Here is a 19,773-nt window from a genome sequence, read left to right as displayed (position 1 = left end):
TTTCAGGAGAGTAGTACGCGTCAAAGGGACTCCTTGCTGACTTCGAGTAATAACGGCTTCGAAGGCAGGAAGCTTGATGATTCTGCGCAAAAACCGCACCGTCAGGGTGGATAAGTTCTGCTTCTGGTCGGCATACAATCGGCGCATGAATTCCGCAAAAACCTTCGGTATTTCCGGCTGGTCAGGTTCTGGCAAAACGACCCTGATCGAAGCCCTGATTCCGCTCTTCACTGCGCGCGGCCTGCGTGTGTCGCTGATCAAGCACACCCACCACGGCTTTGATATCGACAAGCCCGGCAAGGATTCCTTCCGCTTCCGTGCGGCCGGGGCCAGTGAGGTAATGCTGGCCGGCGAGCAGCGCTGGGCGTTGATGCGTGAGTTGCGTGAGGAGCCGCAAGCCTCGCTGACCGAGTTACTGGCACGGCTCTCTCCGTGTGATCTGGTTCTGGTGGAGGGTTTCAAATCCGCCGAACTGGCCAAGATAGAAGTCCATCGTCCTGCGCTGGGCAAGCCCTTCTTCCACGCCGAATTTCCGGAGGTGGTAGCGATTGCCAGTGATGCGCCGCTCGTGAGCGACTTGCCGGTGCTGGCGCTGAACGATCCTCCGGCCATTGCGGAGTGGATCCTGCAGTTCCTGAAACTGGCCTGAATCAAGGCCCCTGCCGATCCGCGCGTTTCACACTCCCTCGACTTCCGACTCCGACTTCCGAAAATGCTCAGCTACGAACAAGCCCTCGAAACCCTGCTGGCCGCGGCAACTCCGCTCGCCGGGCGCGAAACCGTGGATCTGCTGGCGGCTGCCGGTCGGGTTCTGGCTAGCCCGGTACGGGCCAGCCTCGATGTACCGCCGGCGGACAACTCTGCCATGGATGGTTATGCCCTGCGTGTGGCGGATGTGGCGCCGGGTGCCTTGCTCGAGGTGAGCCAGCGCATCCCGGCCGGCAGTGCCCCGGTTGCATTGCGTCCGGGTACGGCTGCCCGCATCTTTACGGGGGCGCCGATTCCGCTTGGAGCCGATGCCGTCGTGATGCAGGAGAAATGCATCGCTGAGGGCGAGGCGGTGCGCGTCGAGCATGCCCCTGGCGCGGGTGAGAACATTCGCCGTGCCGGCGAGGATATTGCCAGCGGCAGCGTCGTGCTTTCCGCCGGTACCCGCCTGGGGGCTGCGCACCTGGGGCTGCTGGCTTCCATCGGTGTGGCGCAGGTCGAGGTGTTTGCCCGTCTGCGGATTGCGGTGTTCTTCACCGGCGATGAGCTGGTGACGCCGGGCGCACCGCTGCGGTCCGGCCAGATCTATAACTCCAACCGCTACGTGTTGCACGGCCTGCTGGGCGCCCTGGGCTGTGTGGTGACGGATCTGGGCATCGTGCCGGATGATCTGGGGGCAACACGCTCTGCCTTGCGCGAGGCGGCAGCGGGTCACGATCTGGTGCTGACCTGTGGCGGCGTGTCGGTGGGTGAGGAGGATCACGTCAAGGCTGCCGTCGTAAGCGAAGGCGCGCTGGAAACCTGGAAGATCGCCATCAAGCCCGGCAAGCCTTTCGCGCTGGGGCGTGTGGGCGAGACGCCCTTCATCGGCCTGCCGGGCAACCCGGTGTCGAGCTATGCCACCTTCCTGATGCTGGCGCGACCCTATATCCGTCGCCGCCAGGGCGAAACCGATGTGTTGCCGCAGGCTGTGCAGGCGCGTGCTGACTTCAGCTGGCCCAAGGCCGGCGCGTTGCGCGAGTTTCTGCGCGTGCGGCGCAATCAGGCGGGCGGGCTGGAGCTGTTTCCGAAGCAGGGCAGTGGCGTGCTGAGCTCCTGTGCCTGGGCCGATGGCCTGGTCAGCAATCCGCCGGGGCAGATTATCCAGCCGGGTGATCTGGTGTCCTACATCCCTCTTGGAGACGGTCTGTGAGTGTGACGATCCTGTATTTCGCGAGCCTGCGTGAGGCGCTGGGCCGCAGCGAGGAACACTTTGATCTGCCGCCGGGCGTGGCGACCGTGGGCGCCCTGCGCGAGAGCTTGTGCGCACGTGGTGGTGACTGGACTGCGCTTGCTCCCGGCAAGGCGGTGCGTGCGGCGGTGAATCAGGAGCTGGCGCAAGCCGCGGTGTCGATCAAGGCTGGAGACGAGATCGCTTTCTTCCCGCCGGTGACCGGGGGATGAGATGAGTAGTCAAGTCAGTGTTCAGCATGAGGATTTCGATGTCGGCGCGGAAACAGCCGGGCTCTCCAGGGGGCGCAGCGATACCGGTGCGATAGCCAGCTTCCTGGGTCTGGTACGCGGCGATGGTGCGCTTGCGGCGATGACGCTGGAGCACTATCCGGCGATGACTGAAAAGGCGCTCGCCGGCATTGTGGCTGAAGCTGAGTCGCGCTGGCCCTTGCTGGCGGTGCGGGTGATTCATCGTGTCGGGCGCTTGTTGCCGGGCGAGCGCATCGTCTTCGTGGGCGTGGCTAGCAGTCATCGCCAGGCGGCTTTCGAGGCCTGCGCGTTCATCATGGATTATCTCAAGACCCGCGCACCCTTCTGGAAGAAGGAAGAAACTCCGGCTGGTAGCCGCTGGGTGGATGCGCGTGAGAGCGATGAAGCGGCGCTGACGCGCTGGGCGTGATGTTTCTCGTGGGTGCGAGGCGCGCCTCGCACCCACAATCGACAGGGCCGTGCAGACCGGCGCTTACAGCGTCTTCAGCTTGCCGCGCAGCGCTTCGATGCTGCGATAGCCCTTGCGCTCCATGATGGCACTCAGTTCGCGGTTCAGGCGCGCAAAGATGCGCGGGCTGTCTTCATGCAGGGCCGTGCCGACCTGAACCAGCGAAGCGCCGGCCAGCAGGTGCATGAACACCTGTTCGCCGCTTCTCACACCGCCGCAGCCGATCACCTGCTTGTCGGGGCAGCGGCGGTAGAAGGCATTCACGTTGGCTAGCGCAGTGGGGAGCACGTAATCCCCGCCGATGCCGCCGAAGCCATCCTTGGGCTTGATCACCACGCTCTCGTTCTCGATGTCGATCACCAATGCGTTGCCGATCGAGTTGATGCAGGTGACGAAGGCCACCAGCGGGTATTTGTTGAGGATCGCAGCGGCGGCGTCGAAGTGGGCGATATCGAAATAGGGCGGCATCTTCACGCCGAAAGGCAGCGCATATTCAGCGCTTACGGCGGCCAGCATGCGGTCCATGGCTTCGAAATCGTAGGCGATCTGCGGCTTGCCCGGCACGTTGGGGCAGGAGAGATTGAGCTCGACGATGGCCGGGATATAGGCGTCGCGTACGGCTGCCATCATCGTCAGATTGTCTTCCAGCGACAGGCCTGCCACGGAGAAGAACAGCGGCTTGGTAGCGTAGTTGTGGCGCCGGGCGTAGTCGAGGTAGTAGGCATAGCCCTGGTTGGGCAGGCCCATGGAGTTGATGCTGCCCAGCGCTGTAGCGGCGTAGCGTGGCTCGGGGTTGCCCTCGCGCTCGAGCAGAGTGCAGCTTTTGGTGATCAGGCTGCCGGCGGCGCTGGCGGCCAGCGCGTCGAGTTCATCGGTGTAGCGGCAGTGCACGCCGGAGGCGTTGAGGAGCGGATTGGCAAACTTGATGCCAAGCAGCGAGGCAGACAACAGGCTCATGGATTCAGCTTCCTGCTTTTTGGGGGGAAGCCGGATTCTAGACGGTTCGCCACAAGTGCCTTCTGGGACACATCAAGACTTGCAGAGGCCCGGGGCGAGCCTCTGCTCCGCTGGCTGAGGATTGTCAGGCCTGCTTCAGCAGCGTCTGCAGACGTTCTTCGGTGAGGCTGGCGTCCCAGTCGAATTTTGCGCCTTCGGCATAGGCGCGCTGCACCGCCGGGCGAGCCGCCATGCGTTCCAGATAGGCGAGGATGTTCGGGAATTGCGTCATGTCCATCAACTGGCGCTCATGCAGGAAGACCCAGGGGTAGATCGCCATGTCGGCAATCGAGTAGTCGCCTGCCACATAATCGCGGCCTTCGAGCTGGCGGTTCAGTACGCCATAGAGGCGCGCGGTTTCGTCGGTGTAACGCTTCATCGCGTACGGAATTTTTTCCGGCGCGAACTGGTTGAAGTGATGGTTCTGGCCGGCCATCGGACCGAGCCCCCCCATCTGCCAGTTGAGCCACTGCAGGACCTGGGCGCGGGCATGTCCGGTGGCCGGCAGAAATTTGCCGTGCAGCTCGGCTTCCACGGTGAGGATGGCTCCGGATTCCATCAGGTGCAGGGGGCCGCCGGGAAAGTCGTGATCGGTGATGGCCGGGATGCGGTTATTCGGTGCCGTTGCCAGAAAACTAGGCAGGAACTGGTCGTTCTTGCGGATGTTGATCGGGATGATGCGGTACGGCAGGCCCAGCTCCTCGAGCAGGATGGTGATCTTGTGGCCGTTGGGCGTAGGGGCGTAGAACAGGTCGATCATCGGGCGAATCCTCTTTCGGTTCGGGAGCAGGAGAGCACTCGCCTGGCGGCGGAGCTCGAAAGCCTGCCATTGCACTGCGAAAGTGTTGCCGAGACAAGCCCCGCTGTTACACGGCGTAATTCGCGCTGGGGGCTGGTGGGGCATGCCGGGCCCGTGGAGGAACGGGCCCGGCTGCTCCGATGACGCGGCTGGCCGTTGCAGCGGCCAGCCTGAGGACGCTCAGTTGCGCTTGGTGAGCACCGATTTCAGGCCATTGCGTTGCACCCAGGCCGGATATTCCTGTTTGAGCAGCGGAGCGGCCTCGGTGGTGAACCAGTTGTACTTCACGCGGCGCTCGTAGCTCACTTCTTCGAAACGGCTGCGCGGTTTGCTGTCGCGCGCCGAGAACAGCGGTTTGCCCTGTTGCAGATCGTAGAAGCGGGCCCAGGTCACGTCGTCGCTGCTGCCTTTTTCCATCACGAAGTCAAAGCCGTACTCGAGAGTCCGGTCTTCGCGGCGTGCGCGCTTGAGGCCGCTGAGCTTGGCGCTGTCCAGCCATGCCACCGCATCCTGAATGGCCTGCACGATCTCCGGTGCGGGTTTCTCGACACTCATCAGGAAGCGCACCACATTCACGCTTTCACCCCCGCTGATTGAGGGCAGTTCGAAAGCACGCCCCATCGCCGGCTGCAGATTTTCGACGTCGTACTGGGCGCACCAGCCTGTGCGCTTGCTGCCGATGCGGATCTGCGTGCGCAGGATCAGTAACAGGCCTGTGTCATACGCAACGCTGGCACGCTTGGCCTGTACCGGGCTGACGAAGGCGAAGTCGTCGCGCAGCTGGGCCACGTCGCGCAACACTTCGAGCACATTTGCCATTGCGTTGTCATTGAAGGTGATGTGCGATTTGTAGCCTTGCGGTGCCGGCCAGTATTGCTGCCAGCCGCCGCCGGGCTGCTGGGCGGAGAGCAGGTAGTCGAGGCCGCGATCGATGCTGGCGCGGATTGTTTCGTCCGGATGGTTGCGGTAGGCCGCTGCCAGTGCCCTGAGTTGCTTCGTGGTGGCGTCGTTATCGATGGTGGATTTGGCCTTGAAGCCACTCAGGGCGGCGCGGTTGACCGGCACCGTGAGGCTGGCGTCGCGTTCCAGCTTGGGCCAGCCGCCATCGGCGTTCTGATAGCCGATGATTACGCCGGCCACCTTGCGGCCCTCAGCGCTGGCCCAGAAGGCAGCATCCTGCTTGTCCAGATTGCCTTCGACTACCGGGCCACCCTTGGCCACACCGGCCACCTTGTTGCCGGCGGGCAGGATCAGGGAGGCTGTGTAGCGCTGGCGGGTCTTGTCCCACTTGGAGTAGGCACCGAACTGATCGAAGACCCAGTGCGCGGACACCCACAGATTGGCGTTACGCCACTGTGGAGCGATATCGGCCTGCACATCGGTGTTGCCAACGCGAACAGTCGTCTGCCCCGCCTTGAGCAGCAGCGTCTTGCCGTTGAGGGTGAAGCGGGCGGTCTGCTGCGCAGGATCCAGCTCCGCTTCGCCACCCAGACCGAGGATGATGGCGTTCAGCGGCGCCAGCATGCGCTCGCCAGGGAGTAGCTCCGGTTGCGAGTAGAGGCCTTCTTCCAGTTCCTCGTAGCCACCATCGATCGAGTAGTTGGGCTCACCCATGATCAGGGCCACGGTCTTCAGCACACTGCCGGCGCGGGCAGGGGCGCTGCCGGTGGGCGGTGCATTGTTGCTGACCGGCGTCTGGGCAAGGCTCGCGGAAATGAACAGCGAGGACAGGATGATGAAACTCGTACGGCGGATGAGGTGCATGCGGCGAGGCTTTCTTGGAGGGTTGGAACGCTGATAGGGGTAAACCCTAGATAATTGGTGTTGCAAGAGGACTAAATCCCGACGAACGGCTGTCGGAATGCCGTTCGTCGCCACTCACTGCGGGATGAGCGGTTTTTTTGCTGGGCCTCTGTGATCAGCTACGATGGAGCGACTCCCGACTCCCGACTCCCGACTATGAGCATCGAATACCGCGTTGAAGCCCGCAATCCACAAGCCCATTTGTTCAGTGTCACGCTCACGCTGGCCGCGCCTCAGGCAACGGGTGAAATCCTCCGCCTGCCGGCCTGGATCCCCGGCAGCTACATGATTCGTGAGTTCGCCCGCAATTTCGTTGAAATCCGGGCTAGTCAGGGCGGCAAGGCAGTAGCACTGGAGAAGCTGGACAAGCATTCCTGGCGCACTGCCAAGCTCGATCCGGATCTGGCGCTGGTGGTTGAGAGCGTGGTCTATGCCTGGGACCTGTCGGTGCGCTGCGCGCACCTGGATCAGAGTCACGGCTTCTTTAACGGCACCCAGCTTTTTCTGCAGGTGACGGGGCGTGAAAAGCAGCCGCACCGGGTCGACATCCGCCGCCCGGAAGGTGCTGATTTTGAGCGCTGGAAAGTAGCCACGACCTTGCCGGCGGCGACGAAGCGCAGCGTGGATAGAGCCGGTTTCGGCCTGCGTGAAGCACCGGATTACGACACGCTGATCGATCACCCGGTTGAAATGGGGGCCTGGCAGTCGGTGAAGTTCGAAGCGGGGGGCGTGCCGCACGAGATGGTCATTACCGGGCGTGCCGTGTTCGATGCCCAGCGCCTTGCTTCAGACCTCAAGAAGGCTTGTGAAGCCGTGTTGGCCCATTTTGGCAAGCGCCCGCCTTTCAGCCAGTATCTGTTCATGACGCTGGTGGTGGGCGAGGGCTATGGTGGCCTGGAGCATCGCGACAGCACCGCACTGATCTGCTCGCGCAATGATTTGCCGGTGCCGGGCGAGCTCAATATGAGCGAGGGCTACCGGACTTTCCTGGGGCTGTGCAGTCATGAGTATTTTCATGCCTGGAATGTCAAACGCATCAAGCCGGCGGTCTTTACACCTTACCGTCTGCAGGAAGAGAACTACACCCGCCTGTTGTGGGTGTTCGAGGGGTTTACTTCTTATTACGACGATCTCGCCCTGCTGCGCGCGGGGCTGATTACCCCGGCCGAGTATCTAGGGCTGATGGCGAAGAACATCACGGCGGTCGAACGCAATGGCGGGCGTCTCAAACAGAGCGTGGCCGACTCTTCCTTCGATGCCTGGACCAAGTATTACCGCCAGGACGAAAACAGCCCGAACGCCATTGTCAGTTACTACCAGAAGGGTGCGCTGGTCGCTTTTGGCCTGGATCTCACGATCCGCGCCAAGACCCGCGGCGCAAAATCGCTCGACGATGTGATGCGCCATCTGTGGCAGCACTATGGGGCGGACTCGGCCGGCGTGCCCGAGGGAGCCATGCCGGCCATCATCAAGGCTGCGACCGGCGTTGATGTGCGGCGTGAGGTGGCTCGTTGGGCCGAGGGCACGGAGGATGTGCCACTGGCGAAGCTGCTGAAGCCTTTTGGCATCAGTCTGAGTCGCAAGTCTGGTTCGCGCAGTGGCGGGCTGGGCCTGCGCACGCGCTCCGAGGGTAATGTGCTGAAACTCGCCAATGTGCTCGATGGTGGTACGGCGCAAGCGGCAGGTCTGTCGGCGGGAGATGAGTTGGTCGCGCTGAACGGATTGCGGGTGACTGGCAGCAATCTCGACAGCCTGCTTGCCCGCTGCAGCGTCGGCGACGTACTGGAGATCCTCGTTTTTCGCCGCGATGAGTTGCTGCGCTTTGCTGTGTTGCTGGCCGCGCCGCGCGTCGACGAGTGCCTGCTGACACTGGCCTCCGGTGCGACGGACAACGCCCTGCTGCAGGGGTGGCTGAAGCGCGCCTGAAGCTGTTCAGGCGCGGCGTTTGAAGTCTTGCAGGCGGAAACCAAGTGCGAACAGGGTGGCGAAATAGGCAAACATGCCGCCTCCCATTACCAGGGCCAGATGGCCCAGCCGCCACAGCGTGCTGTGGGTGAGCCAGTCGCTCTGCGCGCCCATGCCCAGTTGCAGGGTGCCGCCCAGGACCAGCAAGGCTAGCAGCAGCTTGGCACCGAAAATCGGCCAGCCAGCGCTGGGATGGAAGGCTTCACGGCGGCGCAGGCCACGATAGAGCAGGGCTGCGTTCAGTGTGGCAGCAAGGCTGATCGAGAGGGCGAGGCCTGCATGGCGTAAATCCAGTACGAAGATGAAGAGCAGGTTCATCAGCTGGGTAGCCGTTAGCGAGACCAACGCGTACTTGAGCGGAGCGCGGATGTCCTGGCGGGAATAGAAAGCAGGAGCAAGGATTTTCACGCAGATCAGGCCGATCAAGCCCACGCTGTAGGTTAGCAAGGCATCACGCGTCTGCAGGGTGTCTGCGGCTGTGAAAGCGCCGTGCTGGAACAGGGTCGCCGCGAGAGGCACGGCCAGCAGCATCATGCCTACGGCCGCCGGCGCGGTGAGCAACAAGGCAACGCGCAGGCCCCAGTCCAGTGTGGCTGAAAAGCCGGCTGCATCGTTCTGCGCCTTCATTTTCGACAGGCTGGGCAGCAGGATGGTGCCCAGCGCTGCACCAAGAAGGCCCAGCGGGAACTCCATCAGGCGATCAGCGTAATTGAGCCAGGAGACACTGCCGGTCGGCAGCCAGGAAGCGAAGGCAGTATTGATCAGCAAGCTCACCTGTGCCACGGATACGCCCAGCGTGGCCGGCCCCATCAGCTTGAGAATGCGCATCACGCCCGGATCCTTGGTCGATAGAGCGAATCGCGGCAACATGCCGATCTTTGCCAGGGCCGGTATCTGTAGCGCGAGTTGCAGGCAACCACCAATGAAGGCCCCCCAGGCCAGGGCCTCTACTGGCTGGGCGAAATGCGGGGCGGCAAAGAGGGCCATGCCGATGAAAGAGAGATTCAGCAGTACCGGCGTGAAGGCCGGGATCGAGAAGCGGCTCCAGGTGTTCAGCACGCCCGCGGAGAGCGCCACCATGGCCATGAAGAAGATATAAGGGAAGGTGATCCGGGTCAGCTCGACCGTCAGCGCAAATTTTTCCGGGTTGCGCGCGAAGCCGCCGGCTGTGGCGTGGATGATCCAGGGCGACGCGATCACGCCGAGAATGGACACCACGAGTACGATTAGCCCGAGCAGGCTGGCGACATGATTGATCAGAGCATGTGTTTCTGCTTCGCCACGCTGGCTGCGGTACTCGGCCAGAATGGGCACGAAAGCCTGCGAAAACGCCCCCTCGGCAAACAGGCGGCGTAGCAGGTTGGGCAGGCGGAAAGCGACATTGAAGGCGTCAGTGAGCATGCCAGCGCCAAAAAGATTGGCGACCAGCATTTCGCGGACCAGGCCGAGGATGCGCGAAAGCAGGGTGAGGCCACTGACGGTGGCAAGCGCCTTGAGCAGGTTCATGGCAGGGGAAAGGTCGGCGGGTACAGGCCGGCGTGCGCTGGAAGCGGCGAATAATAGCACCGCACCTGCGCGCGAGGAGCTCAAAGGGCTTGCAAGGCAAAGAGCTTCCGGCTATAGTCCGCCTTTCCGCGTAATTCTTACCGAAGACAGAACAAATGGCCAATTCCGCTCAAGCCCGCAAGCGCGCACGTCAGGCACTCGTGGCCCGCGCTCACAACGCCAGCCTGCGTTCACGTCTGCGTACCGCTGTGAAGGCCGTGCGCAAGGCTGTGGATGCCGGCGACAAGGCAGCCGCTCAACAAGTGTTCCAGCAGTCTGTCAGCATCATCGACAGCATCGCTGACAAGGACATCGTGCACAAGAACGTAGCTGCTCGTCACAAGAGCCGCCTGTCCGCCGCCATCAAGGCGATGGGCGCTGCTGCCTGATTGTGTCCTGCCACTTCGGTGGCAGGGATCAAAAAGGGGTGTGACGCGAGTCGCGCCCCTTTTTCGTTTCTCTCTCCGTTTCCTGTTTCGCTAGACATTGAGCCCCTGACCCTTTGGCAGCGCCGAGCCCTGCCCGAGAAAGAGCATCATGAACCAAGCGCCCAGACATTTTCTGCAGTTCAAGGACCTCTCCCGCGAAGAAATCGACTACGTCTTTGCCCGCGCCAAGTGGATCAAGGACCGGTTCAAGCGTTACGAGACCTATCACCCGTTGTTCGATCGTACCCTGGTCATGATCTTCGAGAAGGCCAGCACGCGTACGCGCCTGTCTTTCGAGGCCGGCATGTTCCAGCTCGGTGGCTCCGCCATTTACCTGAATACGCGCGACTCCCAGCTGGGGCGTGGCGAGCCGGTGGAGGATGCGGCCCAGGTCATCTCGCGCATGTCGGATGTGGTGATGATCCGCACCTTCGAGCAGACCATCGTCGAGCGCTTCGCGGCCAATTCGCGCGTGCCGGTGATCAACGGCCTGACCAACGAGTTTCACCCCTGCCAGATCCTCGCGGACATCTTCACTTGGATCGAGCGCAATGGCTCCATCCAGGGCAAGACCGTGGCCTGGATCGGTGACACCAACAACATGTGCAACACTTGGTTGCAGGCAGCCGAGCTGCTGGACTTCAAGGTGCACGTGAGCTCGCCGAAGGGCTACGAAGTGGATCAGGCCAAGGCCAACATTGCGGGTTCGGCCCACTACGAGCAGTTCGCCGATCCGATGGACGCTGCGCGTGGTGCGCACATCATCACGACCGACGTGTGGACCTCAATGGGCTTTGAAGCCGAGAACGAGGCGCGTCTGCGCGACTTCGCCGACTATCAGGTCGATGGCGACATGATGCGGGTGGCCGACAAGGAGGCCGTGTTCATGCACTGCCTGCCGGCACATCGCGGCGAAGAGGTGACTTCAGAGGTCATCGACGGGCCGCAGAGTGTGGTGTGGGAAGAGGCCGAGAACCGCCTGCATGCGCAGAAAGCGCTGCTCGAGTTTCTCGTGGTTGGCCGCGTGCAGGGCTGAAGCTGGCCTGCCTGAACAACAAGAGACCCGCCTCGGTCGGGTTTTTTGTTGTCTTGCGCCGGCATCAGTGGCGCATGCCGACTTCCTGTGCGGTCAGCGGGCCGATCAGGCATTCCGCGAGTGAGCGGGGGATTTCGAGCTCGGTTTCGGAAACTGGCGTGCGGCCGGCCATGATTTCACAGAGGCGCTGCGGGTAGCGTGGGTTCGCGTCCGGCTCGGCAAAGCCGGCGGGGTATTGTGGTCGCAGGTCCGGGCCATATTTGTCCGTAGCGCCCATGGTGTGCAGGATTTCGTGGGCGATCACCACATTGTTGCTGTGTTGCATGGCGCGGGTGGAATGCACATTGCTGATGGCAATTTGCCCTTTGGCCAAGCCGTGCGAATCTGGTACCCGGCCGCCATTGGCGTCGGAGTCCCAGAAAATGACGAAAGCGCGGACGTGGGCACGGGGCACGCCATCAGGCTGCTGCCAGGCCCAGTAGCGCAGCTTTAGGCTCCACAGCAGCACATCCAGTCCGCTGCGCTGCATGGGCGCAGCCGGGGGTAGTGCGCTCAGCGCTGGCTGCAGGCTGACCCGGAGTGGGCGCGGGTTGCTCACGCCGTGAGCCTGAGCCTGTTCGGTGAAGAAAGCCTCAATGTCCTTGAAGTCCTCTTCCTGCAGGCGAGCGATGCGCGCGGCCGCCGCCGGGCTGCCATCGCCATTGAGCGGGAAGATCGATACCTGAAGGGTCTTGCTCCAGTCTCGCGTCTGCGCGTGAGCGCGCCAGGCGTTGAGGCCGACGGTGGCAAGGATGAAGAGCAGGATGGCGATACGCAGTTTTTTCCACATGGCGAGACTTTAGCGTGTTCCTGTGTGCCCGGGACGCCCGAAAAGTCTGCTGGCGAAAGGGTTTTTGTTTTGTGTTGCGCCACGTAGCATTCGGGTCTTGCACGGCGAGCGGCAGTCGTGCAGGCCCACAACATGCCGCCGGAAGCCCCGCCAACATGAATCAAGCAATGATCTTCGGTTTGAGCGAACCAGAATTCGCCGAACTGTGCCTCAAATTCCTGCTCTCTGGCCTGATTGCCTGGATGGTGTTCATCATCTGGAACCTCGCCCGCGAATCGAAAGCCGGCAAATACGGCATGCTGTGGATGTTCATGGGCCTGGGGCTTGGCATGTTCGGTTTCATTGCCAAGGAATTGATTATCAAGATGCTGGCGCAGTAATCCGTTTCTCGGCTAGCGCAGGGGCTCCGGCTATAATCCGGAGCCTTTTCTTTTTCCTTTTCGGGAATTTCTGCAATGAGCCAAACCCAGTTCGACGCCGTTTCGGTCGTCACCAAAGCCAATGTGTATTTCGACGGCAAGTGCGTCAGCCACAGCATCGTGCTGGCCGACGGCACCAAGAAGTCGGTCGGCGTGATCCTGCCCGCGAAGCTGACCTTCAACACCGGCGCCGCCGAAATCATGGAAACCGTGGCCGGCTCCTGCCGCGTGCTGCTCAAGGGCGAAACCGAGTGGAAGAGCTATGGCGAAGGCCAGCGCTTCGATGTGCCGGCCAACTCCAGCTTCGAGATCGAAGTCAGCGGCGAGGCCTATCACTACATCTGCCACTTTGCCTGAAATCCCTTGCCGCGCTAGTGCGCGAAGCGCTGGCTGCGTTGGCGTGCTCGACGTACTCGCTGTACGTCTGTGCGCGCCGCCTTGCTAGCTCTCCGCTCGCAACGCGCCTCAAGGAATTCCGAGCTACTGAGATTGGGAGCACAACATGCCTTCATTTGATTTCACTTCCGAAGCCGATATGGTCGCCCTGAAGAACGCGATCGACGTGGCCGCGCGCCAGATCGACAACCGTTACGACTTCAAGGGCACCAGCGCCAAGATCGACTTCAACGAGAAGGACAAGCAGATCACTCTGTTTGGCGACTCGGATTTCCAGCTCGACCAGATCAAGGACATCCTCTTCCCCGCACTGGAGAAGAAGGAAGCCGAGAGTTCCAAGCGCCTTGATGGCGAGAAGATTGAGACGATCTCGGGCAACAAGGTCAAGCAGGTTTTCAAGATCAAGAGTGGCATCGAGAGCGAACTGGCCAAGAAGATCGTGAAGATGATCAAGGATGCCAAGCTCAAGGTTCAGGCGGCGATTCAGGGCGATGCGGTGCGGGTGACTGGCGCCAAGCGCGATGATCTGCAGGAATGCATCGCCTTGATTCGCAAGTCGGTGACGGATTTCCCGGTCAAGGCCGGCAACTTCCGCGACTGAGCTTTCATTGCGGCTCCGCTTGAGCGGAGCCCTTAGCGCTTGGAGCTGTGCTCAGGGAGTGGTTGGGTGGCAAAAATCCTGTATCGGGCGCGAGATGCGGCGGGCAACAAGAAGCAAGGCTATATCGAGGCCGCTACGCTGGAGGCTGCGCGCGAAGCCTTGCTTGCCAAGGGCTTGAGTGATCCGCAGTTTTTCAATGAACCTGGGGTGGCGGCTCTGCGCGAGGATCTTGCCAGCCTTTCGCCGGCTCAGGCGCAGCAGCAAGCGGCATTCGAGTTGCGCATCCGTGAGCGGCCGGGCTATTCGACCTTCATTCGCGAGCTGCTGCGGCGCCAGCGCTGGCTTCTGGCCATCGATGCTGTGCTGTTGCTGTGGGGCTTGTGGTCGGGTGATGGCTGGCTGTGTCTGGCGGCTGTACTGTTATTCGCTGGCAGCGTGCTGTGGCCGATCTGGAAATTCCGTGATGTGCAGCGCTACAACGACATGCTGCGCAGTTTCGCGCTGGGCGAATGGTCGCGGGCGCTGGCGCTGATCAGCGAACTCAAAGCGGGTGGGGGCAAGCCACTTCTCATGCGCAGCGATTTCGCTTTCCGCGAGGCTTATATCCACATCCGCTCGGGTGAGACGACTCTGGCCCGGGAAACCGAACGGCTGGATCGCCTGCACGCTGAACTCGAGGCGAGCGCTCCCGGCATGTTTGACATGCGCTATGCCTCCCTGTGTGCAGCGGCCAACGATGGTGCCGGGGTGGTGGCGGCCATGCGCCGGGCGCTGGTACTGAACTCGTCGGATTCGTCGCGCCTGGTCGACGTGGCCAACAGCGAGGCGCGCTTCGGTTCAATCGAGCAGGCGGAGGCAGTGCTCAAGAAGGCGCAGGATTGCGTGCAGCAGGAAATGGCGCAGCCCTTCATCGACTGGACCCGTGGCCTGATCGCCCTGCGCCGCAACCAGCCCGAAGCCGAAACTCACCTGGCTGAAGCCATGCGCGGCTTCATGGTGTATGCCGCCAATCCGGCCGTGCTGGGGGCAGTTGGCCTGTGCGGTGGCGCCTACGCGATTGCCCTGGCGCGCAATGGGCGGCGCAAGGAAGCGCGTGATGTGGTGCGCCAGGTGTCGCCGGTGCTCAAGGCACATGGTGACCATGCTCTGATGACGCTGCTGCGCTTCGAAATGAAGAAGGCCGAGGGCGCAAAGGCGGAGGCTTGAGGTGGTTCTCAACGTCGTCTGGCTGTTCTTCTTTTTTGCGGCTTTCGCGGCCTGCCTGGTGCAGTGGCTGTGGCTGGGCGATGCGGCCATCTTCTCACGGGTGCTGCAGGAATCCTTCGTGATGTCTAAGACGGCCTTTGAGATTGGCCTCGGGCTCACCGGAGTGCTCACGTTCTGGCTCGGCATCATGAAGGTTGGCGAGCAAGCAGGCGCGGTGGCGCTGTTGGCACGCCTCGTCGATCCGCTCTTCCGGCACCTGTTTCCAGGCGTGCCGGCGGGCCATCCAGCGCAGGGGGCGATGCTGCTGAACATCGGCGCCAACATGCTGGGGCTGGACAACGCCGCCACCCCGATGGGCCTCAAGGCCATGCGTGCGCTGCAGGAACTCAATCCGCACGCGGATCGCGCCAGCGACGCGCAGATCCTGTTCATCGTTTTGAACGCCAGCGGCCTGACCCTGATTCCGGTAAGCATCATGACTTACCGTGCCCAGCTTGGTGCGGCCAATCCGGCTGATGTGTTCCTGCCTATCCTGCTGGCCACCTTCTTTTCGACGCTTTTCGGACTGCTGGCGGTGGCCTGGGTGCAAAAGATCCGCCTCGCGCATCCGGTGGTGCTGGCCTGGCTGCTGGGCATGGGCGCGGCGGTGGGAGGCACCCTGCTGCATTTCGCGCGCCTGACAGCGGAGCAGATGGCTGCCCAGTCGGCCTTCGTTTCCGGCTTCACGCTGTTTGCGATCATCGTGGCCTTTCTGGGGCTCGCGGCATGGAAGAAGGTACAGGCCTTCGAGGCTTTCATTGAAGGCGCTAAGGAAGGCTTCAGCACTGCGGTGATGGTGATTCCGTATCTGGTGGCGATCCTCGTCGGCATTGCCGTGTTCCGTGCCAGCGGTGGCATGGACTTCGTGATGCGTGGGGTGGCCACGCTGCTGGGCTGGTTCGGTGTGCCGGAAGACATCGTGCCGGCCTTGCCCACTGCGCTGATGAAGCCGCTCTCTGGTAGCGGCGCGCGCGGCATGATGATCGATGCGATGAAAATCTACGGCGCGGACAGCTTCGCTGGGCGCCTCGCCTGCATGTTCCAGGGGGCGGCGGATACGACTTTCTATGTCGTGGCGGTGTATTTCGGCGCCGTCGGCGTGCGCAATACGCGGCATGCTGTGCCTTGTTGCCTGATCGCGGATCTGGCTGGTGTGGTCGCGGCGGTGCTGCTGGCTTTCCTGTTCTTCCCGGCCTGAACGCCTGTCGTACCCGTGCGCGGCACGGGTGAGGCAGCTAAAGTGGACGCATCACAGCAGATTGAGCAGGAGGCCCTATGGCCGTGTCGTCCGTTTCCCCGAATGTGCAGACCCAGGTGCAGATTGAGGTCTTGAAGAAAGCCAACGAGATGCAGGCCCAGCAGACCCGCCAGCTCGTCGAGGCGCAGGTGCAACAGCAGAAGGAAGCCCAGGCTGCACCGCCGCCCGAGCCAGGAAAGGCCGGCAGCGTCATCAACACCTACGCATAGGTGGCCCCCTGACGAGAAGCTGCAACGCAGCTCCATGTCCAAAACGCCCGAGCCCGTAGGGTTGAAGCGTATGGCTCGCGCTACTGCGTTGCACTCCTTGTGCGGGGGACCCACCCCGCACGGCGTCGCGCGCCTTGTCCCGCAAGCCATACGCTTCAACGCGATCCGGCGGACGACTGCCAACAGACCCTGAATACGGCATCCATCTACTGCGCGGGGCAATCCTGAAACTCCGGTGCTCAGCGTATCCCTATACGCTTCCGCTTCTCGCTTCAGCCTTGGCCCGCTCGCTACGATGGCTGCCGAACTCTGCCTTGTACTGAAGAAAGGGTTGTTTAGCAAAAACGCCAGCATGTTTGCTGGCGTTTTCTTTTCAGCTTTGTGTGCTTACTTCGCGTGCTCGAAGTAGCGCAGCAGGCGCTTGGGCATCCAGTCCAGCCTGCCCGGAAAAGCTCCGGTGACGAAGCCGACATGGCCGCCCTCGGGCGGGAAGTCCAGGCGCACATGCGGCGAGATCTCGCGCTGTGAGGGCAGGGCTTCGATGGGCATGAAGGGATCGTTAAGCGCATGCAGCATTAAGGTGGGCACAGCAATGCTCGCCAGCAGCGGGCGCGAGGAGGCGCGCTTCCAGTAGTCTTCGACGCCCTTGAATCCGTGCAGCGGTGCGGTGAAGGCATCGTCGAACTGCGCCAGATTGCGGGCCTTGATGGCTTTGCTGACATCGAAACGGCCGGGGAATTGTTCAGCTTTCTGACGCGCGCGCGGGCGCATGGTGGACAGAAAGTAGCGCGTGTAAATCTTGTTGAAGCCCTGGCCGAGGTGATAGCCCGCTGCCAGCATATCCACGGGTGCCGAAACCGAAGCGGCCTTGCTGATCAATCCGCGCGCTTCTTCGCGCCGGCTGCCCAGCCAGCATAGCAATGCATTGCCACCGAGCGAGACGCCGGCAGCGTAGCGTGGCACTTCCGGATATTTGCGCGCAAAGCGGCGCAGGATCCAGTCCACTTCATTCGCGTCGCCCGAGTGGTAGGCGCGCGGCAGGCGGTTCGGCTCGCCGGAGCAGCCGCGGAAATGCACGACAGCCCCATTCCAGCCGCGCACATGAACTTCGCGCATCAGGGAGCGCGCATAGTGACTGCGGCTGGAACCTTCCAGTCCGTGGAACAGGATCACGATCGGCTGGCCCTCACGGGAGGGCAGAAAATCGAGGTCGATGAAATCTTCGTCCGGAGTTTTCCAGCGCTTGCGTCGCAAAGGTGGCAAGTCGCCCTTGATGGCGAGCGGCCAGATCGTCTGCGCGTGCGCGCCGCGCAGCCAGACAGGTGCGGTGTACTTCATGTGCTTCCCCGGATTTATTGCTTGTTTGGGGGAAGTATAGGGGCTGCCTAATGCACCGTGCGCGGCGATTCCTGCATCATCAGACCGCTGGTGTCCGGCGCCGGTGAAGTGTGGTGTACCAACAGTTGCCAGCCACGTGGGCCGCGGGTGTAAACGTTGGTCGTGATCAAAGGCGGGGTCATGGTGTCATCCCCCTCCACGCTGACATGCTGGAGCAGGCTGTGTACTGCTACCAGGGCTGAGTGGGTCTTCACCACGCTGCTGGTACGTACCTGGAATTTCATGCCGGTTTCGAAGAGCTGCTTCCAGGATTCGCGGATGGCAGCCAGGCCGGTGAAGCGCGAGCCACCCGGATGCACGCAGACGGTTTCTTCGTCTTCGCTCCAGACACTCATCATCGCCTCCAGATCGCTGTGCGCGAAGGCGTCGTAGAACGCCTGTTCGGCGTCGTCCGGACTCGGGTAGGTGGAGGTTGGCGCGCTCATGGTCGGGGTGGTCATGGAATGCGCAATCCTACACCGTCAGGGCGACGAACACGCCATCCAGACGAGCGGCGACAACTCCGCCGCTGAGCACCTCGACCTGCAGGCTCAGCTTGGCACGGCCGCGTTCGGCAAGTCGGGCCTGAAAAGCAGGCCAATCGGCATCTGCCGGGAAATGCACCCGGGCCGAAAAAGCGCCCGGGATCGGCCGCATGAACTCCATGGTGTTGCGCTGGATCACAAGATGAGGCAAGGGTTCCATGCCATCGAGGCGTACGCGTAGCAGGCTCCAGCCGGCCAGGGTGGCGAGCGTGGCGATGCTGCCGCCGAAGGCGGTGCCGCGATGATTCACGTTGGGCGCGAGCGGCGCATGCAACTCGATGTATCCCGGCGTGGCTTCGCGCACTTCGACTTGCATGGCGGCCGAGAGCGGAATATGGGCGTGCAGGTAGGCCTGCAGTTCGGTGTTGTTCATCGCAGCGTACTGGCCACGCGTTCGGGCGTGATCTTGTTAAGGCAGTCGAGGTGGCCCAGCGGGCATTCGCGCTGGAAGCAGGGGCTGCATTCGAGTCCGAGGGAAATGACCTGCGCCTTCTCCGACAGTGGCGGCGTATAGCCGGGGCTGGAAGAGCCGAACAAGGCGGTGAGCGGCGTGCCCAGTGCGGCAGCCACATGCATCAGCCCGGAGTCGTTGGTGACGACGTGACGGGCGATCGAGATCAGTTCCACTGCCTCGGCAAGATTGGTGACGCCGCACAGATTGCGGGCTGCACCTGCCGACAGGCGCAAGATCTCCTCGCCGACGGCCGCGTCCTTCTTCGAGCCCAGCAGCCACACCGGGATGCCTTGCTCGAACAGGCTGCGGGCCAGTGCGGCAAAGTGTTTTTCAGGCCAGCGCTTGGCAGGACCAAATTCGGCGCCGGGGCAAAACACCACGGGGGCCGGTACCGCACTCAGGTCTAGGCGTTGCAGCGTGGCGGCGACGGAACCGGCGCGGAGTCGGGGTAAGGGATAGGGGCGGGGCAGGGGTTTGCCTGGCGGCTCGGCGAGGATGGCGTAGCGTTCGACCTGCAGCGGTGTGGCAATGCTATCCAGTGTGTGGCGAACATTGATCAGGCCATAGCGCGACTCACCGGTGAAACCCACGCGCTGGGGGATTCCGGCAAAGAAGGGGATCAACGCGGATTTGAGCGAGTTGGGCAGTACGTAAGCCGCGTCATAAGCGCGCTGCTTGAGCTCTCGTGCCAGCCGCCAGCGCTCCTTCAGCCGCAATTGGCCGTGGGCGAAGGGGTTGTCGATGATCGCGCCATTGATCTCGGGCATGGCACGCAGCACGGCGGCCACCCAAGGCGGCGCCAGCACGTCGATCACTGCGTACTGGTGGTGCTCGCGCAGGCGCATGAAGAGAGTCTGGGCGGCGACGGTATCGCCGATCCACGATGGAGCAATGATCAGGATGCGCATGAGGCGATCAAATGAAAACGGGCCCGGAGGCCCGTTGAGGGAAAGGCTCAGTGGCCCTTGGGGGCTTCGCCGTGCAGCACGTAATGGGCTCCGCAGTAGGGGCACTTGGCTTCGCCACTGTGGGCTACGTCGAGGAACACGCGCGGATGGCGTGCCCACAGCGGGGCATCCGGCTGCGGGCAATGCAGCGGCAGATCTTTCGCTTCGACGGCGATGGGCTGGTCTTTGTGGGTGTTCTCGGCCATGGGGCTTCTCCTTTGGGGTAGGGCGGAGTGCCAACTCCGCCATCTCGATCATTGGCCCGGAGCGTGGTGCGGTTTGC

General features: G+C 62.5%; 23 protein-coding genes. 13 read left to right on the top strand and 10 right to left on the bottom strand.

What is annotated here, in order from left to right:
* Positions 1 to 145: 145 nt before the first annotated feature.
* From mobB to moaE, 4 genes are all read left to right on the top strand, one after another.
* Entirely contained in the window at positions 146 to 649 is a 504-nt protein-coding gene (gene mobB / locus HJ583_RS10870) for a molybdopterin-guanine dinucleotide biosynthesis protein B (protein ID WP_170021912.1), read from the top strand.
* Positions 650 to 712: 63 nt separating this feature from the next.
* The gene (locus HJ583_RS10865; RefSeq protein ID WP_170021911.1) at positions 713 to 1,900 is read left to right on the top strand and encodes a molybdopterin molybdotransferase MoeA; all 1,188 of its coding nucleotides are present in this window, start codon (positions 713 to 715) and stop codon (positions 1,898 to 1,900) included.
* On the top strand, positions 1,897 to 2,151 hold the full coding sequence (gene moaD / locus HJ583_RS10860) for a molybdopterin converting factor subunit 1 (protein ID WP_170021910.1): 255 nt from the start codon (positions 1,897 to 1,899) through the stop codon (positions 2,149 to 2,151). Before HJ583_RS10865 ends, moaD begins: the two co-directional genes overlap by 4 nt.
* A gap of 1 nt (position 2,152) precedes the next feature.
* On the top strand, positions 2,153 to 2,599 hold the full coding sequence (moaE, locus tag HJ583_RS10855) for a molybdopterin synthase catalytic subunit MoaE (protein ID WP_170021909.1): 447 nt from the start codon (positions 2,153 to 2,155) through the stop codon (positions 2,597 to 2,599).
* 63 nt (positions 2,600 to 2,662) lie between these two features.
* Here the strand turns inward: moaE and HJ583_RS10850 are convergent, their stop codons facing one another.
* The 3 genes from HJ583_RS10850 to pelA all read right to left on the bottom strand — a co-directional run bounded on the left by HJ583_RS10850 (position 2,663) and on the right by pelA (position 6,197).
* On the bottom strand, positions 2,663 to 3,595 hold the full coding sequence (locus HJ583_RS10850) for a dihydroorotate oxidase (RefSeq protein WP_170021908.1): 933 nt from the start codon (positions 3,593 to 3,595) through the stop codon (positions 2,663 to 2,665).
* Between the two features lie 124 nt (positions 3,596 to 3,719).
* The gene (locus tag HJ583_RS10845) at positions 3,720 to 4,394 is read right to left on the bottom strand and encodes a glutathione binding-like protein (RefSeq protein WP_170021907.1); all 675 of its coding nucleotides are present in this window, start codon (positions 4,392 to 4,394) and stop codon (positions 3,720 to 3,722) included.
* 219 nt (positions 4,395 to 4,613) lie between these two features.
* Positions 4,614 to 6,197, bottom strand: a complete 1,584-nt coding sequence (gene pelA / locus HJ583_RS10840; RefSeq protein WP_170021906.1) for a pectate lyase — start codon at positions 6,195 to 6,197, stop codon at positions 4,614 to 4,616.
* A 195-nt stretch (positions 6,198 to 6,392) separates the two neighbouring features.
* Between pelA and HJ583_RS10835 the strand changes: the two genes are divergently transcribed.
* Positions 6,393 to 8,162 carry a M61 family metallopeptidase gene (locus tag HJ583_RS10835; RefSeq protein WP_170021905.1) on the top strand — a complete coding sequence of 590 codons (1,770 nt, stop codon included), beginning with the start codon at positions 6,393 to 6,395 and terminating at the stop codon, positions 8,160 to 8,162.
* A gap of 6 nt (positions 8,163 to 8,168) precedes the next feature.
* On the opposite strand, the gene murJ is transcribed toward HJ583_RS10835, so the two are convergent.
* Positions 8,169 to 9,707: a murein biosynthesis integral membrane protein MurJ gene (gene murJ / locus HJ583_RS10830; protein WP_170021904.1), complete on the bottom strand. Its 1,539-nt coding sequence runs from the start codon at positions 9,705 to 9,707 to the stop codon at positions 8,169 to 8,171.
* A 155-nt stretch (positions 9,708 to 9,862) separates the two neighbouring features.
* On the opposite strand from murJ, the gene rpsT reads away from it, so the two are divergent.
* Together rpsT and argF are read left to right on the top strand one after the other, a co-directional pair.
* Positions 9,863 to 10,135, top strand: a complete 273-nt coding sequence (gene rpsT, locus HJ583_RS10825; protein ID WP_101942331.1) for a 30S ribosomal protein S20 — start codon at positions 9,863 to 9,865, stop codon at positions 10,133 to 10,135.
* Positions 10,136 to 10,283: 148 nt separating this feature from the next.
* A complete protein-coding gene (argF, locus tag HJ583_RS10820) occupies positions 10,284 to 11,210 on the top strand; it encodes an ornithine carbamoyltransferase (protein WP_170021903.1) in 927 nt (308 codons plus the stop codon).
* A gap of 64 nt (positions 11,211 to 11,274) precedes the next feature.
* On the opposite strand, the gene HJ583_RS10815 is transcribed toward argF, so the two are convergent.
* Positions 11,275 to 12,039 (bottom strand): zinc metalloprotease, encoded by a 765-nt coding sequence (locus HJ583_RS10815; RefSeq protein ID WP_170021902.1) that lies wholly within the window; start codon positions 12,037 to 12,039, stop codon positions 11,275 to 11,277.
* A gap of 155 nt (positions 12,040 to 12,194) precedes the next feature.
* Between HJ583_RS10815 and HJ583_RS10810 the strand changes: the two genes are divergently transcribed.
* The 6 genes from HJ583_RS10810 (at position 12,195) to HJ583_RS10785 (ending at position 16,167) form a co-directional block, all read left to right on the top strand.
* Positions 12,195 to 12,419, top strand: a complete 225-nt coding sequence (locus HJ583_RS10810; protein ID WP_101942334.1) for a DUF2788 domain-containing protein — start codon at positions 12,195 to 12,197, stop codon at positions 12,417 to 12,419.
* Positions 12,420 to 12,494: 75 nt separating this feature from the next.
* Positions 12,495 to 12,815, top strand: coding sequence for a pyrimidine/purine nucleoside phosphorylase (ppnP, locus tag HJ583_RS10805; RefSeq protein WP_170021901.1), 321 nt, complete (start codon positions 12,495 to 12,497; stop codon positions 12,813 to 12,815).
* A gap of 145 nt (positions 12,816 to 12,960) precedes the next feature.
* Positions 12,961 to 13,455 (top strand): YajQ family cyclic di-GMP-binding protein, encoded by a 495-nt coding sequence (locus tag HJ583_RS10800; protein WP_101942336.1) that lies wholly within the window; start codon positions 12,961 to 12,963, stop codon positions 13,453 to 13,455.
* Positions 13,456 to 13,521: 66 nt separating this feature from the next.
* Positions 13,522 to 14,661, top strand: a complete 1,140-nt coding sequence (locus HJ583_RS10795; RefSeq protein WP_170021900.1) for a hypothetical protein — start codon at positions 13,522 to 13,524, stop codon at positions 14,659 to 14,661.
* Position 14,662: 1 nt separating this feature from the next.
* A complete protein-coding gene (locus HJ583_RS10790; RefSeq protein WP_170021899.1) occupies positions 14,663 to 15,898 on the top strand; it encodes a nucleoside recognition domain-containing protein in 1,236 nt (411 codons plus the stop codon).
* A gap of 83 nt (positions 15,899 to 15,981) precedes the next feature.
* Positions 15,982 to 16,167 (top strand): putative motility protein, encoded by a 186-nt coding sequence (locus HJ583_RS10785; protein ID WP_170021898.1) that lies wholly within the window; start codon positions 15,982 to 15,984, stop codon positions 16,165 to 16,167.
* A gap of 387 nt (positions 16,168 to 16,554) precedes the next feature.
* Here the strand turns inward: HJ583_RS10785 and HJ583_RS10780 are convergent, their stop codons facing one another.
* Genes HJ583_RS10780 through HJ583_RS10760 form a run of 5 tightly spaced genes read right to left on the bottom strand, consistent with a single transcriptional unit; the run spans position 16,555 to position 19,696 of the window.
* On the bottom strand, positions 16,555 to 17,505 hold the full coding sequence (locus HJ583_RS10780) for a hydrolase (RefSeq protein WP_170021897.1): 951 nt from the start codon (positions 17,503 to 17,505) through the stop codon (positions 16,555 to 16,557).
* A 47-nt stretch (positions 17,506 to 17,552) separates the two neighbouring features.
* Complete coding sequence (locus HJ583_RS10775; RefSeq protein WP_235943802.1) at positions 17,553 to 18,005, bottom strand: YybH family protein; 453 nt, start codon at positions 18,003 to 18,005, stop codon at positions 17,553 to 17,555.
* A gap of 13 nt (positions 18,006 to 18,018) precedes the next feature.
* Positions 18,019 to 18,462, bottom strand: a complete 444-nt coding sequence (locus tag HJ583_RS10770; RefSeq protein WP_170021896.1) for a YiiD C-terminal domain-containing protein — start codon at positions 18,460 to 18,462, stop codon at positions 18,019 to 18,021.
* Positions 18,459 to 19,451 carry a lipopolysaccharide heptosyltransferase II gene (gene waaF / locus HJ583_RS10765; protein ID WP_170021895.1) on the bottom strand — a complete coding sequence of 331 codons (993 nt, stop codon included), beginning with the start codon at positions 19,449 to 19,451 and terminating at the stop codon, positions 18,459 to 18,461. The genes HJ583_RS10770 and waaF overlap by 4 nt, the downstream gene beginning before the upstream one ends.
* Before the next feature lie 47 nt (positions 19,452 to 19,498).
* A complete protein-coding gene (locus tag HJ583_RS10760) occupies positions 19,499 to 19,696 on the bottom strand; it encodes a zinc-finger domain-containing protein (RefSeq protein ID WP_170021894.1) in 198 nt (65 codons plus the stop codon).
* Positions 19,697 to 19,773: the final 77 nt, after the last annotated feature.

Origin of the sequence: Uliginosibacterium aquaticum, assembly GCF_012972705.2 — a bacterium.
Taxonomy (GTDB): Bacteria; Pseudomonadota; Gammaproteobacteria; order Burkholderiales; family Rhodocyclaceae; genus Uliginosibacterium; species Uliginosibacterium aquaticum.
This window is presented reverse-complemented; position numbering and strand designations above follow the sequence as displayed.

What these genes read in the sequence shown, in the direction of transcription:
- moaE (WP_170021909.1), top strand. Translation starts at nt 2,153, where the DNA reads ATGAGTAGTCAAGTCAGTGTTCAGCATGAGGATTTCGATGTCGGCGCG.
- argF (WP_170021903.1), top strand. Translation starts at nt 10,284, where the DNA reads ATGAACCAAGCGCCCAGACATTTTCTGCAGTTCAAGGACCTCTCCCGC.
- HJ583_RS10800 (WP_101942336.1), top strand. Translation starts at nt 12,961, where the DNA reads ATGCCTTCATTTGATTTCACTTCCGAAGCCGATATGGTCGCCCTGAAG.
- HJ583_RS10760 (WP_170021894.1), bottom strand. Translation starts at nt 19,696, where the DNA reads ATGGCCGAGAACACCCACAAAGACCAGCCCATCGCCGTCGAAGCGAAA.
- HJ583_RS10815 (WP_170021902.1), bottom strand. Translation starts at nt 12,039, where the DNA reads ATGTGGAAAAAACTGCGTATCGCCATCCTGCTCTTCATCCTTGCCACC.
- HJ583_RS10835 (WP_170021905.1), top strand. Translation starts at nt 6,393, where the DNA reads ATGAGCATCGAATACCGCGTTGAAGCCCGCAATCCACAAGCCCATTTG.
- HJ583_RS10845 (WP_170021907.1), bottom strand. Translation starts at nt 4,394, where the DNA reads ATGATCGACCTGTTCTACGCCCCTACGCCCAACGGCCACAAGATCACC.
- HJ583_RS10850 (WP_170021908.1), bottom strand. Translation starts at nt 3,595, where the DNA reads ATGAGCCTGTTGTCTGCCTCGCTGCTTGGCATCAAGTTTGCCAATCCG.
- HJ583_RS10810 (WP_101942334.1), top strand. Translation starts at nt 12,195, where the DNA reads ATGAATCAAGCAATGATCTTCGGTTTGAGCGAACCAGAATTCGCCGAA.
- rpsT (WP_101942331.1), top strand. Translation starts at nt 9,863, where the DNA reads ATGGCCAATTCCGCTCAAGCCCGCAAGCGCGCACGTCAGGCACTCGTG.
- pelA (WP_170021906.1), bottom strand. Translation starts at nt 6,197, where the DNA reads ATGCACCTCATCCGCCGTACGAGTTTCATCATCCTGTCCTCGCTGTTC.
- HJ583_RS10865 (WP_170021911.1), top strand. Translation starts at nt 713, where the DNA reads ATGCTCAGCTACGAACAAGCCCTCGAAACCCTGCTGGCCGCGGCAACT.
- ppnP (WP_170021901.1), top strand. Translation starts at nt 12,495, where the DNA reads ATGAGCCAAACCCAGTTCGACGCCGTTTCGGTCGTCACCAAAGCCAAT.
- murJ (WP_170021904.1), bottom strand. Translation starts at nt 9,707, where the DNA reads ATGAACCTGCTCAAGGCGCTTGCCACCGTCAGTGGCCTCACCCTGCTT.
- mobB (WP_170021912.1), top strand. Translation starts at nt 146, where the DNA reads ATGAATTCCGCAAAAACCTTCGGTATTTCCGGCTGGTCAGGTTCTGGC.
- HJ583_RS10770 (WP_170021896.1), bottom strand. Translation starts at nt 18,462, where the DNA reads ATGAACAACACCGAACTGCAGGCCTACCTGCACGCCCATATTCCGCTC.
- HJ583_RS10775 (WP_235943802.1), bottom strand. Translation starts at nt 18,005, where the DNA reads ATGACCACCCCGACCATGAGCGCGCCAACCTCCACCTACCCGAGTCCG.
- HJ583_RS10780 (WP_170021897.1), bottom strand. Translation starts at nt 17,505, where the DNA reads ATGAAGTACACCGCACCTGTCTGGCTGCGCGGCGCGCACGCGCAGACG.
- waaF (WP_170021895.1), bottom strand. Translation starts at nt 19,451, where the DNA reads ATGCGCATCCTGATCATTGCTCCATCGTGGATCGGCGATACCGTCGCC.